General features: G+C 36.4%; 15 protein-coding genes. 5 read left to right on the top strand and 10 right to left on the bottom strand.

Annotated features, from left to right (window positions below):
• Positions 1-101 precede the first annotated feature (101 nt).
• On the top strand, positions 102-1,505 hold the full coding sequence (locus J2772_RS12285; RefSeq protein WP_209917025.1) for a nucleoside recognition domain-containing protein: 1,404 nt from the start codon (positions 102-104) through the stop codon (positions 1,503-1,505).
• A 64-nt stretch (positions 1,506-1,569) separates the two neighbouring features.
• Entirely contained in the window at positions 1,570-1,962 is a 393-nt protein-coding gene (locus J2772_RS12280; protein ID WP_209917023.1) for a hypothetical protein, read from the top strand.
• 15 nt (positions 1,963-1,977) lie between these two features.
• Here the strand turns inward: J2772_RS12280 and J2772_RS12275 are convergent, their stop codons facing one another.
• The 4 genes from J2772_RS12275 to J2772_RS12260 all read right to left on the bottom strand — a co-directional run bounded on the left by J2772_RS12275 (position 1,978) and on the right by J2772_RS12260 (position 4,643).
• Positions 1,978-2,868, bottom strand: coding sequence for a ferric siderophore ABC transporter substrate-binding protein (locus tag J2772_RS12275; RefSeq protein WP_209917022.1), 891 nt, complete (start codon positions 2,866-2,868; stop codon positions 1,978-1,980).
• 22 nt (positions 2,869-2,890) lie between these two features.
• Complete coding sequence (locus tag J2772_RS12270) at positions 2,891-3,289, bottom strand: ExbD/TolR family protein (protein WP_209917020.1); 399 nt, start codon at positions 3,287-3,289, stop codon at positions 2,891-2,893.
• A gap of 12 nt (positions 3,290-3,301) precedes the next feature.
• Positions 3,302-4,006 carry a MotA/TolQ/ExbB proton channel family protein gene (locus tag J2772_RS12265; protein ID WP_209917018.1) on the bottom strand — a complete coding sequence of 235 codons (705 nt, stop codon included), beginning with the start codon at positions 4,004-4,006 and terminating at the stop codon, positions 3,302-3,304.
• Positions 4,007-4,181: 175 nt separating this feature from the next.
• Positions 4,182-4,643, bottom strand: a complete 462-nt coding sequence (locus J2772_RS12260; RefSeq protein ID WP_209917016.1) for a hypothetical protein — start codon at positions 4,641-4,643, stop codon at positions 4,182-4,184.
• 168 nt (positions 4,644-4,811) lie between these two features.
• Between J2772_RS12260 and J2772_RS12255 the strand changes: the two genes are divergently transcribed.
• Both J2772_RS12255 and J2772_RS12250 read left to right on the top strand, forming a co-directional pair.
• A complete protein-coding gene (locus J2772_RS12255; protein WP_209917014.1) occupies positions 4,812-6,608 on the top strand; it encodes a DUF885 domain-containing protein in 1,797 nt (598 codons plus the stop codon).
• A 55-nt stretch (positions 6,609-6,663) separates the two neighbouring features.
• On the top strand, positions 6,664-7,110 hold the full coding sequence (locus J2772_RS12250; protein WP_209917012.1) for a DinB family protein: 447 nt from the start codon (positions 6,664-6,666) through the stop codon (positions 7,108-7,110).
• A gap of 85 nt (positions 7,111-7,195) precedes the next feature.
• On the opposite strand, the gene J2772_RS12245 is transcribed toward J2772_RS12250, so the two are convergent.
• Positions 7,196-7,816, bottom strand: a complete 621-nt coding sequence (locus tag J2772_RS12245; protein WP_209917010.1) for an endonuclease III domain-containing protein — start codon at positions 7,814-7,816, stop codon at positions 7,196-7,198.
• 33 nt (positions 7,817-7,849) lie between these two features.
• Between J2772_RS12245 and bcp the strand changes: the two genes are divergently transcribed.
• A complete protein-coding gene (gene bcp, locus J2772_RS12240; RefSeq protein WP_209917008.1) occupies positions 7,850-8,299 on the top strand; it encodes a thioredoxin-dependent thiol peroxidase in 450 nt (149 codons plus the stop codon).
• 74 nt (positions 8,300-8,373) lie between these two features.
• On the opposite strand, the gene J2772_RS12235 is transcribed toward bcp, so the two are convergent.
• Genes J2772_RS12235 through J2772_RS12215 form a run of 5 tightly spaced genes read right to left on the bottom strand, consistent with a single transcriptional unit; the run spans position 8,374 to position 12,572 of the window.
• Complete coding sequence (locus J2772_RS12235; RefSeq protein WP_209917006.1) at positions 8,374-8,907, bottom strand: GNAT family N-acetyltransferase; 534 nt, start codon at positions 8,905-8,907, stop codon at positions 8,374-8,376.
• Positions 8,876-9,541, bottom strand: a complete 666-nt coding sequence (locus tag J2772_RS12230; protein ID WP_209917004.1) for a hypothetical protein — start codon at positions 9,539-9,541, stop codon at positions 8,876-8,878. Before J2772_RS12230 ends, J2772_RS12235 begins: the two co-directional genes overlap by 32 nt.
• A gap of 31 nt (positions 9,542-9,572) precedes the next feature.
• Complete coding sequence (locus J2772_RS12225; RefSeq protein ID WP_245365212.1) at positions 9,573-10,655, bottom strand: mannose-1-phosphate guanylyltransferase; 1,083 nt, start codon at positions 10,653-10,655, stop codon at positions 9,573-9,575.
• 2 nt (positions 10,656-10,657) lie between these two features.
• The gene (locus J2772_RS12220) at positions 10,658-11,248 is read right to left on the bottom strand and encodes a SprT-like domain-containing protein (protein ID WP_089735322.1); all 591 of its coding nucleotides are present in this window, start codon (positions 11,246-11,248) and stop codon (positions 10,658-10,660) included.
• Between the two features lies 1 nt (position 11,249).
• Positions 11,250-12,572 (bottom strand): TolC family protein, encoded by a 1,323-nt coding sequence (locus J2772_RS12215; RefSeq protein ID WP_209917002.1) that lies wholly within the window; start codon positions 12,570-12,572, stop codon positions 11,250-11,252.
• Positions 12,573-12,747: the final 175 nt, after the last annotated feature.

The following is a 12,747-nucleotide window of genomic DNA, read 5'->3' as shown; positions in this document are numbered from 1 at the left end:
GCCCTACAACAGAAACTTTATAGAAACTTAGTTGTTTAATTCTTTTGTAACTTTTGTGGTTTAAAGTATTTTTGATAAGTTTAAACAATTAAATCAATCTAATGGTTCTCAGCAGAATTTGGTCGGCATTCATTATCATTGCCATTGCCATTGCCAGTATAAAATACATTTCGTCAAGTCATTACAAAACCATTTTCAATGATATGGTGGTTGGAAAAGGCGGTGATACTGTGAAAATCGCAACACAGCCTATGAGTACGCTCTCACCAATTGTGAAGGACAGCCTGATGAAGAAAAATGATTTTGCAGACAGCAGAATTCACTATAAAACAGATTCTTTAAAGCAGAATGTAAAGGTTTACCGTGTTCAGGAAGCTGATGGAGTTATAGGAACTTCAGAAACTGCCGTAAAAATTTGCATTGGATTGATTGGAATTATGACTCTTTTTATGGGATTCATGAGTATTGCAGAAAAAGCAGGTGGAATCAACCTTTTGAGTAGGTTTATTCAACCATTCTTTTCTAAATTATTTCCTGATATCCCTAAAAATCACCCTGCATTTGGGCACATGCTGATGAATTTCAGTGCCAATCTCCTGGGACTGGATAATGCAGCCACTCCGTTCGGATTAAAAGCAATGGAGAGTCTTCAGACCTTAAATCCTAATAAAGATACCGCCAGCAATTCACAGATCATGTTCCTATGCCTCCACGCAGGAGGAATGACGCTTATTCCGGTATCAATTATTGCCATTAGAGCATCAATGGGATCCAAAACACCTACTGACATCTTCCTTCCTTGTATGATTGCTACCTTTGCCGCAACCTTGGCAGCCATGATTATTGTTTCTTTATATCAAAAGATCAATCTTCTTCGCCCGGTAGTTATCGCTTATGTTGGCGGAATTTCAGCAATTATCGGGTTATTGGTTGTCTATCTTGTGCAATTGAGTAAAGACGAACTTGATGATTTCAGTAAAGTATTAAGTAATGGGCTTATTCTCTTTATTTTCCTTGCCATTGTACTTGGAGCCGTTTATAAAAAGATTAACGTTTTTGACGCCTTTATTGAAGGTGCAAAAGAAGGGTTTACGACCTGCGTAAAGATTATTCCTTACCTGGTTGGAATGCTCATCGCTATTTCCTTATTAAGAACTTCCGGAGTTTTTGATGTTATCATTGACGGAATGAAATGGGTAGCCAATGTAGCTCATCTTGATCCAAGATTTGTGGATGGGCTTCCAACCGCATTAATCAAACCTTTATCCGGTTCCGGAGCCAGAGGAATGATGGTTGATACTATGGCAACTTTTGGAGCAGACAGTTTTCAGGGGAAATTAGCAGCCGTACTTCAGGGAAGCTCAGATACCACGTTTTATGTGATTGCAGTCTACTTTGGTGCCGTAGCCATAAAGAACACAAGATATACGGTAATTGCAATGCTTTTGGCTGATTTAGTAGGAATTATCACTTCTATAGCGCTTGCGTATTTGTTTTTTGCTTAATTAAGACTACTTGCCCGTTTATCAAACAACTTTAAACACTAAACTCAAAACCTTAAACCACCTAATGATTACAGATAAAGAATTCACACTAAGACTCATCCGTCAGCTGACACAGGCTCTGGAAAAATTAATTCTGGATAAACCGGAAGAAAGTTTACTCCAGAAAGAACTGGACTTTGATACTTTGATGAGAGATATCTTCAAAATGAATTTTACGGAAGTATCTTCAATGACTAAGCAAGAAATGATCGCCCTTGTTAATGAAAGACAGGAAAGAGATCGTAAAGACTATTATGAAATGCTGGGAAACCTTTTCTACTTCAAAAGCAGAGAAGATCAGAATAAAGACTTTCAGGATAAGGCAAAAACATTCTATGAGCAGTATCTACAGACCAGCGGAATCTTTGCTCTTCCCATTATCAACAGAATAAATGAATTAAAAAAAGCACTTGAATAAAGTGCTTTTGTATTTTTAGAATGTAATTTTATAAGTTCCGCTGGAAGAAACATTGGCTTTTTCCGCTTTTACATATTTCTTCACCCAGGCAACGGATGTAGATGATACACAAGGATCTGAAATTCCTCCTGCTCTTCTTGCAGACACCACATTTCCGGCTTTATCTACAGTATAGGCAACCGTGATGGAACCACTGGCTGTACAGCTGTGAGACGGTTGCGCTCCACCTCTCCCCATAGTTCCGGGAATATATCCTACCAGTTTTCTATCAATTCCTACTTTACTGTCACCATTTCCTTCTCCACCTAAAGGATCTCCTGCGTTCCCAGGACCATTTCCGTCTCCCTGCCCTCCTGGCTTCTGTCCTTTTCCACCTAGAAACTTACCAATCGCGGCATTTCCTTGTCCGTCACCGTTTCCGGTTTTTGAATTGGTTTTGGCAGTCCCTGATTTTTTAGTGTTCTTAGCAGTACTTGTGCTCGTAGCCTCCTTTTTTTCTGCTTTTTTAGATTCCTCTTTTTTAGGAACCGTATTTTTTGAATTATTTCCAGTAATAACTTTTTCCTTCACTTCAGCTTTCTTCGGCTCAGGTTTTACTACAGGTTCCGGCTTTACTTCTGTTTTTGTTTCAGGAACAGGAACTTCTACAGGCTCCGGTGTTACAACTTCTGTCTCAGCAGCCAGGCTTCCCGGCTGTTCAGCAGGCTCTTCAACACCGTTTCCGTTTCTGTTATCTCCGAAGTTTACCAACATGGTGGTTACTACTTCGGGCTCTTTATCCAGTTCGGGCTTTAATTTATAGTAAAAAACAAAAAGCAGAATGGCAGCCCAAATCAGAATAGAAAGCAATGCGCTCTTTACCCGATCTCGGTTCTCCTCGTTTTTGTTTGCTATGTAGCTTCTCATCTTAAAAAATGATTCTTAGCATTTATTTATCTTTAACGGTTGCAATAGCAATGTTAAATTTATGTTTTTCAGCGATTTCCATTACAAAAACAACATCCTTATGCATCGTGTTTTCATCAGCCCTGATCGTGAAAGATTTATTGGCCTGCCCGTTTAGTTTATCTGCAATGATCTGCTCCAATTCTCCTCTGTTTACAGGATTATCATCCACAAAATAAGATCCGTCCGGCTTAATACTTACGATAACAGGATTGGGAATATTATCTTCAACCGCTCCGGCTTTTGGCAGATTCACCTCTATAGCACTTTGATTGGCTGCAGACGAGGTAATCATAAAGAATATCAGCATCAACAGGATAACGTCTGTCATCGCGGCTAAACTGAATTCCGGATTTGCTTTATTTCTTCTCTGAATTTTCATCTTAAGAAAGATTTATAAAGGTTTGTTGATAAGGTCTAAAAATTCTCCGGACATATTCTGAGCCTTCAGTACAAACTTGTCAATTCTTGTCAAAAGAATATTGTAACAGAAGTTTGCCGGGATTGCCACTGCAAGACCTACTGCCGTTTGTCCTAAAGCTGTATAAATACCTTCCGAAAGTGTTTTCGGAGAGAAAGATCCGGTTGCATGTGATAAGTTAAAAAAGGCAATAATCATCCCGATTACCGTTCCTAAAAGCCCTAACATAGGTGCAATACTCGGTACTACAGCTAAGAGATTCAGGTTTTTCTCCATATTGGCAACTTCTACCTGAGCCTGAGCTTCCATAGCACTTACGATATCAGAAACAGGACGTCCCAATCTTGAAATTCCTTTTTCAAGAATTCTTCCTTCCGGAGAGTTCTGCGTTTTACAATAATCTGCGGCAGCTTCTATTTTTCCTTCCTTAATAAAGTCTTCTATATTATTCATGAAGTTGGAGTCTGTTTTAGAAGTTACTCTTTTAATAAAGAAAAATCTTTCAAAAAACAGGTACAAAGAAAATATTCCCAACAGTAATACAGTTGCCATCACTATTTTAGCGAAGGCTCCTCCATGAAACATGATTTTCCAGAATGAAAATTCTAAATTGTCTGCGGCAACTGCAGGGGTAGTGATTTGTGCAAATAAAATCTGAGAAAGTTCCGTTAACAGCATTAAATATGAATTTTATTAAAGTTTCAACGACAAATGTAGTGGAATATTATGAATTGCTCTCTTAAAAATTGCTTAAAAACAACTTAAAGTTTGTTATGATTTATAAACAGCAAATTTCTTTCCAAAAAGAAATTTTGAAAAGAAATCTGGTATTAAAAAGAATGATAAGCAGCGCTTAGTCTTCGTCTACTTCTATATCATCCTGTTTGAACTCGCATTTTAGCCTAAAAGGAATCGGAGTATCAGATCCGGTATAGAAATCAACAATGGTTCCCTTCCATATCACCTGAAGCTCTCCTTCTTCATTTTTCTCAAAGAGAAGCTCATTGTCATAGACATAGGCATCTTCATCATCGAAAAGATCTACCTCTGTATAGGAGTCCTCGTCAGAATCATTGATTTTGAATGTTTTTCCTTCTATTTCCGCAGAGTCGATAGGAAAATCGAAGACCTCAAGTGAAAGCTGCGGAAAGTTGTACTGTAATGAATCATCATCTACGTGATCCAAACTGTCATCCGTAATAATTTCAACCTCTAAAAAATGTTGCTGGTTGCTGTAAACTGCTTTACAATAAGTATTTCTAATATTGTATTTTAGCGTTTCGTCCGGATGGTAAATTTTTAAAATCCCTTTCATTTTTTCTTAAAAAAGAACTGTAATAATATGATTGTTAAACGTTTTAGACAAAGATAAAAAATTGATTTAATGTGAAAAGGATTTTGAATATTATTTTTTAAAATCAATTCATTCAATGGGTCTGAATCTCCCAATAATACTTACTTTTGTTTTATAAAGATTCTGAAAATGAAAAGTGTTTTATCGAAAAGTATTCTGGGACTGGGGTTGATGATCGGCGTTGCCTCGTGCAAAAAGACCGATTCTCCCCTTACGAAGGTAACTCCTACCAATCTGGATTCTATTGCATCCAATTATTATGAACAGTATCTTAAACTATATCCTTTAGATGCTACAGCTCAGGGAGATCTAAGATATAATGACCAACTTCCCATTAATATTGATAAAGATTTCATCTCAGGAGAAGTTGCTTTTTATAATTCTGTACAAAAGCAGCTGGATAACGTAGATTACAAGGCTCTTTCTGATGAAGATAAAGTAGTATATGATGTATTGGATTATACTTTAAAAGATAAAATTGAAGCCCATGCCTATCATCCGGAATATATTCCATTTACCCAGTTTGGAGGCCTTCCTTTAAATTTCCCGTTGTATGGTAGCGGACAGGGAAGCCAGCCTTTCAAAACAGAAAAAGACTACAGCGACTGGCTCAAAAGAATGGAAAAATTCCCGGAATGGATGAATGCAGCAGCTGACAACTTCCGTGATGGGATCACCAATAAAGTGGTTCTTCCTAAAAAACTGATTGTTAAAATGATTCCTCAAATGAAAGCGGAGGAAATCACGACTCAGGATATGGAAAAGAATATTTTCTACGGTCCCATTAAAAACTTCCCAAAGAATTTTACTCAGGCTCAAAAAGATAAGTTTTCAGCTCTTTATAAGGATGTAATCACTAAAAAAATTATTCCTGCCTATACTAAAATGGGAACATTTCTAGAAAAAGAATATTTACCAAAAGGTAGAGATACAGATGGATACAACAGCCTTCCCAACGGAAATGAAATTTATGGTTATTATGTAAAAAGCTGGACTACCACGAAAAAATCTCCTGAAGAGATCAACAAAATAGGGCAACAGCAGGTGGCTATGCTTCGTGCAGAGATGGAAAAAGTGAAACAGCAGGTTGGCTTTACAGGAACACTGGAAGAATTTATCACTTTTGTGAAAACGGATCCAAAAGCTATGACTTATAAGTCTTCTAAAGAGGTTTTAGATGGATTCAACAGTATTCTGGCAAAGATTACACCCAAGTTGAAGACTATGTTCAATGTAACTCCAAAAACAAAGTTTGAGATCAGACAGACAGAGAAATTCAGAGAAGCCAGTGCAAGTGCAGAATATATTCCGGGAACTCCTGATGGAAAAAGAGCGGGTATTTTCTACGTGCCACTTCCTGATCCTACTAAATTTAATGTTACTTCAGGAATGGAATCTCTGTTTTTACATGAGGCAATTCCGGGGCACCATTATCAGGTTTCTCTTCAACAGGAGAATACAAAGCTTCCGAAATTTATGAGATTTGGATGGTTTGGTGCCTATGGTGAAGGATGGGCACACTATTGTGAGACGTTAGGCCCTGAGTTTGGTCTTTATACAGATCCTTACCAGAAAATGGGTTATTTAAGCGATCAGATGCTGAGAGCTGTAAGATTGGTAGTAGATACAGGCTTGCACACCGGAAAAATGAGCAGAGAAGAAGCTATTAAATACTTCCTGAGCAATATTTCTTATGATGAAGGAGCTGCAGTAGCTGAAGTAGAAAGATATATGGCGATGCCGGGACAGGCTTTAGGATATAAAATCGGGTCTTTAAGAATCCGTGAACTGAGAGAAAAATATCAGAAAGAGCTTGGCAACAAGTTTAATCTGGCAAGCTTCCATGATGAAGTATTAAGTCAGGGATGCCTTCCATTGGATGTTCTGAACAGAAAGATGGAGCTTTGGGCAAAAAAACAAAAATAATCCACAAACAGGACAGTTAAGAAATGTCCCATTTTTTAATTTAAATCCAATCACAATGATCACAGCACCTCTACGCTCTCTTTATCAAAGAGACCTAAACAAATTAAAAGCAGAAATCGAAGCTTATCAAAACGAAGAAAATCTCTGGAAGATTGATAAAAATATTTCCAATTCCGCAGGAAATCTGTGTTTACACCTTATAGGAAATCTTAATCATTTCATTGGAGCGCAGCTGGGAAATACAGACTATGTAAGGCATCGTGAACTTGAATTTTCACTAAAGGACATTCCAAGAAGCGAACTTATTGAAAAAATTGAATCCATGACAATTATGATAGATTCAGTTTTAAGCCAACTTCCGGAGACCGAAATGGAAAAAGAATATCCACTGATCGTTTTTGAGGAACCCATGACAACCGGCTATTTTCTGATTCATCTTATTACGCATCTGGATTATCATTTGGGACAGATTAATTACCATAGAAGGTTATTGGATATTTAGTCATTTAAACTATCCCGTCTTTTTGCTAAGCAAAAATCCACCCCTTCAAAGAAGGGGAATTTTGCTTCGTACAACATCAGGATTTTTACTTCTCAAACATCATTTTAGTAATAAAGTCCTTCTCCCCTTTTCCTCTTGCCGGAGAATATTCTCTACCATAGAAAATGATTTGAAGATGGAGTTTGTTCCATACTTCTTCCGGGAATAATTTCTTTGCATCCTTTTCTGTTTCCACTACATTTTTACCGGAAGTAAGTTTCCACTGTGTCATCAAGCGATGAATATGGGTATCTACAGGAAAAGCAGGAAATCCAAACCCTTGGCTCATCACTACAGATGCTGTCTTGTGTCCTACGCCCGGAAGCGCTTCTAATTCTTCATAAGTCTGCGGAACAATACCATTGTGTCTTTCCAGTAATAGTTCAGCCATTCTTTTTAAGTTCCTGGCTTTGGTATTGGATAATCCTATTTCTTTAATTAATTCTTTGATCTGGAACTCTTCCAGCTTTGCCATTCTCTGTGGAGTTCCGGCTACCTCGAAAAGGTTTGGGGTAACTTCATTTACTTTTTTATCTGTTGTCTGCGCAGAAAGGGCAACAGCAACCATTAAAGTATAAGGATCCGTGTGATCCAGAGGAATAGGCGTTGTAGGATACAATTTATCCAGTTCTATCTGAACGAGCTCGGCTCTTTGCTTTTTTGTCATTTTACCCTTAAATTTGAACAAAAATAAATCATTATGCTGAAAGTTGGAGATAAATTACCTCAATTTGAAGGAACAAATCAGGATGGAGAAGCAATATCTTCATCAAAATTAATCGGAAAGAAACTTGTTGTTTTCTTTTATCCTCAAGCTAGCACTCCAACATGTACTGTGGAAGCCTGCAATCTAAGTGATAATTATTCCAAACTTGAAAAAGCAGGATATCAGCTATTGGGAGTGAGTGGAGATTCTGTAAAAAAGCAGAAAAACTTTCATAGTAAATTTGCTTTTCCTTATGATCTTATTGCAGATGAAAACCGTGATATTATTGAAAAATTCGGGGTTTGGCAGGAGAAAAAGACGTTTGGTAAAACGTACATGGGAATTGTAAGAACCACATTTATTTTTGATGAAAATGGAGTGTGCACCAGAGTTATTGAAAAAGTAACTTCCAAAACAGCTGCTGAGCAAATCTTAGAAGGGTAATTTTCAGTACTGATAAAAAGAAAAAATCCACAAATATTAGTCTTTGTGGATTTTTTGTATTATAATGTTTGATCTTATTCTGTTTCGTAATAATTTAATTCTTCCGTTTCGCCGGGAAGTGTAACATATTTTTTAAACTTCAGCCCTAGCTTTTCAATTAGCTTTTGTGAAGAAACATTATCTTTTGAAATAATGGCAGATATTTTTGACAAACCAAAATCTTCCATCCCGATGGATTTCACCTTTTGAGCAGCTTCAAAAGCATATCCTTTTCCTTCAAACTCTTCCAATAATGAATATCCGATATCTACAACATCAAGACCTTCTCTTTCAAAGATTCCAACGGCGCCTATTTTTTCATTACTATCTTTGGTTACTAAAAGGTAGTTTCCATATCCCAGTCTTTCAATCTGTGGAGCAAATCTATTCAGAATATAGTTTTCAGCATCTTCAACGGTATTCACATTTCGGTTTCCGATATGTTGAATAAATTTAGGTCTATTATAAAGTTCAAAAATAAAATCTCTGTCTTCAGCAGACATTGGGCGAAGTATTAATCGCTCAGTTTCATAGGTATTATCTGCGCTTTGATGTTTTTTGAGGCTCATCTTTCTTTGGTTCTTCTTTTTTTTCGACCTTTAACAGTCTTGGGTTATTAGCACATTTTTTATTGTAAAGTTCAATATAGGTACCGTTATCTTTTACATTCGTTACAAGCCCGGTAGTTTTATTAACCGTTAATGTGTAATGTGTTTTCTGATAAGGACATTCTTTTGATGTTAATTTTCCAAGGTCCAGATAGTAATTCTTTTGATCTTCATGATAATTGCCCGCAAGGTCCTTGAATTCTTCATCCATCATATAGCCATCAGAAGCCAGTATTATTGCGGCTTCCTGGGCATTGTCTGCCTTTCCTACAAAAGCTTTTAACGCCTCTGTATCAAGAATATAATTAATTTTCCCACCCGAAGAGTAGGCTATATAATAAAAACTGTCTTCGTTAGGAAATAGATTAAACCCGGAAAACTGAGGAGTATAGCTCATTTTACTTCCAGAAATTTTGATCTCCTCTCCTTTTCCATAGCTATTGTAAACCAAAACCCAAGAATCTACCTTATCATCAGGTTCAATTCTCTGTAACATATTAGGGATACTTGAAAACTTTTTCTTTTCCTGAGCATATCCCAGGATGGTAAAAAGCAAAAGTGCTAAAGTCGTGAATCGAAGTGTAAATTTAATCATAGCCTAAAATAAGCATAAAAGATACCAAATACTACATAAACTTATCTCCTTTCTTGAAACTTTTCAGATCCAGGACATAATCCTTAATTAATTGGTCGTTGTCTCTAGGGCAAATAAGAAGAGCCTTGTCTGTATCTACCACAATATAGTTTTCAAGGCCATCAATAATAACCGCCTTGTTATTATTTTTTAACCGGATAATATTTCCTTTTGAATTATAAGCAAGTAAATGCTTTAGTTTCACTGCATTTCCATCCTCATCTTTTTCTGTATTTTCATAGACAGAAGTCCATGTTCCGAGGTCACTCCAACCTAAATCTGATGGAATAACATATACATTTTTAGCTTTCTCTAAAATTCCATTATCAATGGAAATTTTCTGAACCTTCGGGTAAATGGTTTCTATACAGCTATTTTCTTTATCTGAATTATACTCACAAGCCATAAAATGCTGTGTCATCTCAGGAAGGTGGATTTCAAATGCATGATGAATACTTTTGATATTCCATATAAAAATCCCAGCATTCCAAAGGAAGTCACCACTCTCCAAAAAGCTTTGGGCAATTTCTAAAATCGGTTTTTCTGTAAATGTTTTTACTTTGAAATATTCTGCATTTTTCTTTTCTACGAACTGAATATATCCATATCCTGTATCAGGTCTTGTAGGAGTTATTCCCAATGTTACCAGATAGTCATGTTTAGAAGCAAGGTCAAATGCCAGTATTACTTTTTCCAGAAATACATCTTCTTTCAGTATTAAATGATCAGCTGGAAGAACAATCATAGTCGCATTTGGATTGATTTCAGCAATTTTATTAGCCATGTAAAGATTACAGGCTGCTGTATTTTTCATCAGAGGTTCACCCACGATATTCTCTACAGGAATTTCCGGAAGCTGTTGATGGGAAAGTGCAACATATTCTTTATTGGTAATAACGAATATATGTTCTTTAGGAATTACTTTACTGATTCTGTCATAAGTTTGCTGAATCATGGTACGTCCCGTTCCTAAAATATCCTGAAACTGTTTTGGAAACTTCTGTGTACTCATGGGCCAGAATCTGCTACCGATCCCTCCAGCCATTATCACACAATATCTATCTGATTTTAACATTCTTAGCTACATTTTTCTACCCTTGCTAAAGGTTTGAAAGAATACTTCCTTCCAGTAGCCAGGTTCTTACAAAGATAGTTTTTTTTAATCAGACCCTCTAATAAATACTTTTCGTTACGATATATAAAAAATTCACCCTTTTGAAGCTGTTCGATAAAATGGAGACTATCATCCTGCTTCTCAGTATGAAAATATCTAACCAGATCAGGACTCGCCATAAAATTAGCTTTGGGCGATTTTGAAAATTTTACGATGACAGGTTTCAGCTCTTCATCATAAATCTCAAGGCTTTCAAGCAGCATATTTCTGAAGGTTTCTTTCCATTCATTTCCATGCGGAGAGATTCTTCGTCCGTATTTTTCAAAAGCAATGAGGTGTGCCAGCTCGTGGGTAAGCACAAAGAAAAAAAGTTGTGGGGTAAGCGTTGAGTTTACCGTAATTTCATGAGAATTGTCTGGAAGTTTTCTGTAATCTCCCAGTTTAGAATTTCTGTTTCTAGTGACTTTTATATGAATATAATAATCTGAAAACCAAATTCTTAAATAATTAAGTGTATTTTGTGGTAAATATTTTTCTAACGATTGGATAGACATTTTACAAACTTAGTGGAATTCCAGCATAGAAATTCAATAATTTAAGGCTGAAAAGATAATTATATTTCGCCTGTGCTACTGATCCCTGTGCATTTGCATAATTATTTCTTGCAACGTTAACGTCGTAAATGGTTGTTTTTCCTGCAGCATAGCTTTTATCTGCAAAATCAAGAGCCAACTTGGAACTTTTTTCAGCTTCTAATGCGGCAAGGTATGATTCATAATTGGCATCAGCATCAAACTGAGCTTTCTGTATATTCTGTCTTACCGTCTGTTTCTGCTGTTCAAGGGTAATTTTACTCACGCTTTCATTCAGCTTAGACTGCTCAACCTGTAGTTTTGTTTTCCCTTTATTGAAAATAGGGATATTAAGAGATAGCCCTACATTTTGCCCAAACTGATCTTTATATTGTTCAAAAAAAGTTCCCTGAACAATACCTGGAGGAACATTAAATGATCTATTGTAGAAAGTATTAAGACCAGCACTAGCTGTTAATGTAGGCCAGAATGCTGTTTTACTTACCTCTGTTTGTGCTTCGGCAGATCTTATTCTGCTTTCGGCAGCTTTTATCTGAGGTTGTACATCATAAGCTTTTGTAAGAACCTCGTCAGCAGTTACCAACTGTGAATCTAATGCTTCAGGAATATCTACATTTTCTACATCAAAATCTTTATAATCTGAAAGCTGTAAAAGCTGAGCGATTGCGAACAAAGCTCTTCCTACATTAACCTCTGCTGTTTTAAGATTTTGCTTTTCTCTCGCCAATGCCGCTTCTGCTTCTGCTAAAACAGTCTGAGCGGTAGTGCCAACCTGAGTAGTTATCTTCGCTCTGTCATGCTGCTTTTTAGCATTTTCTACAGCACTTTGAGAAATCTTAACAATTTCTTTGTTCAGCAAAGCTGTTAAATATTGTTGGGCAATTTGTACAGAGATATCATTTTTGATGGCTTCTATATCATATTGACTAGCTTCTACATCAAACTGAAGCTTTCTTACATTCTTCTCTAATCTTCCATTATTGTAAACCAAAACATCAGCACTTACCCCAATACTGTTATTGAATCTGTCATTTCTATAACTTCCTGCTCCTAATGATCCTTGTCCAAAACTCACACCATTCATCACACTCCCCGATACAGAAGGCAAATAATCTTTTTTGGCTGCTTTAAGATTATATTCCTGGTTTTGCTTGGTATATTGATTTTGGATAACCTGAAGATTATGCTCCACTGCATAGCTTACACATTCTTTTAAGGACCATTTCTTCTGAGCACTTAAACCCAGACAACTTAATCCAAAAACGATAATCCAAACTTTTTTCATATTATGTAGATGTTTATTTATTTTTAATGGTCATATAGAATCGCGTCATCTTCATCAGTATTTATACTAGCAAACCCCAGCGATTTTATATTAAGATTTTTCCCTATTAGACGAAGTAAATATAAAAAAGTTACAGATTGAAAAAAATAGTTTCATTTTAATAAAACTTTTGAGA

Origin of the sequence: Chryseobacterium jejuense, assembly GCF_017877355.1 — a bacterium.
Taxonomy (GTDB): Bacteria; Bacteroidota; Bacteroidia; order Flavobacteriales; family Weeksellaceae; genus Chryseobacterium; species Chryseobacterium jejuense_A.
The sequence above is the reverse complement of the archived record's forward strand: the minus strand, read 5'-3'. Positions and strand labels throughout refer to the sequence as shown.

What these genes read in the sequence shown, in the direction of transcription:
- J2772_RS12235 (WP_209917006.1), bottom strand. Translation starts at nt 8,907, where the DNA reads ATGAGCCTCAAAAAACATCAAAGCGCAGATAATACCTATGAAACTGAG.
- J2772_RS12270 (WP_209917020.1), bottom strand. Translation starts at nt 3,289, where the DNA reads ATGAAAATTCAGAGAAGAAATAAAGCAAATCCGGAATTCAGTTTAGCC.
- J2772_RS12255 (WP_209917014.1), top strand. Translation starts at nt 4,812, where the DNA reads ATGAAAAGTGTTTTATCGAAAAGTATTCTGGGACTGGGGTTGATGATC.
- J2772_RS12260 (WP_209917016.1), bottom strand. Translation starts at nt 4,643, where the DNA reads ATGAAAGGGATTTTAAAAATTTACCATCCGGACGAAACGCTAAAATAC.
- J2772_RS12265 (WP_209917018.1), bottom strand. Translation starts at nt 4,006, where the DNA reads ATGCTGTTAACGGAACTTTCTCAGATTTTATTTGCACAAATCACTACC.
- J2772_RS12225 (WP_245365212.1), bottom strand. Translation starts at nt 10,655, where the DNA reads ATGTTAAAATCAGATAGATATTGTGTGATAATGGCTGGAGGGATCGGT.
- J2772_RS12245 (WP_209917010.1), bottom strand. Translation starts at nt 7,816, where the DNA reads ATGACAAAAAAGCAAAGAGCCGAGCTCGTTCAGATAGAACTGGATAAA.
- bcp (WP_209917008.1), top strand. Translation starts at nt 7,850, where the DNA reads ATGCTGAAAGTTGGAGATAAATTACCTCAATTTGAAGGAACAAATCAG.
- J2772_RS12280 (WP_209917023.1), top strand. Translation starts at nt 1,570, where the DNA reads ATGATTACAGATAAAGAATTCACACTAAGACTCATCCGTCAGCTGACA.
- J2772_RS12285 (WP_209917025.1), top strand. Translation starts at nt 102, where the DNA reads ATGGTTCTCAGCAGAATTTGGTCGGCATTCATTATCATTGCCATTGCC.
- J2772_RS12230 (WP_209917004.1), bottom strand. Translation starts at nt 9,541, where the DNA reads ATGATTAAATTTACACTTCGATTCACGACTTTAGCACTTTTGCTTTTT.
- J2772_RS12220 (WP_089735322.1), bottom strand. Translation starts at nt 11,248, where the DNA reads ATGTCTATCCAATCGTTAGAAAAATATTTACCACAAAATACACTTAAT.
- J2772_RS12275 (WP_209917022.1), bottom strand. Translation starts at nt 2,868, where the DNA reads ATGAGAAGCTACATAGCAAACAAAAACGAGGAGAACCGAGATCGGGTA.
- J2772_RS12250 (WP_209917012.1), top strand. Translation starts at nt 6,664, where the DNA reads ATGATCACAGCACCTCTACGCTCTCTTTATCAAAGAGACCTAAACAAA.
- J2772_RS12215 (WP_209917002.1), bottom strand. Translation starts at nt 12,572, where the DNA reads ATGAAAAAAGTTTGGATTATCGTTTTTGGATTAAGTTGTCTGGGTTTA.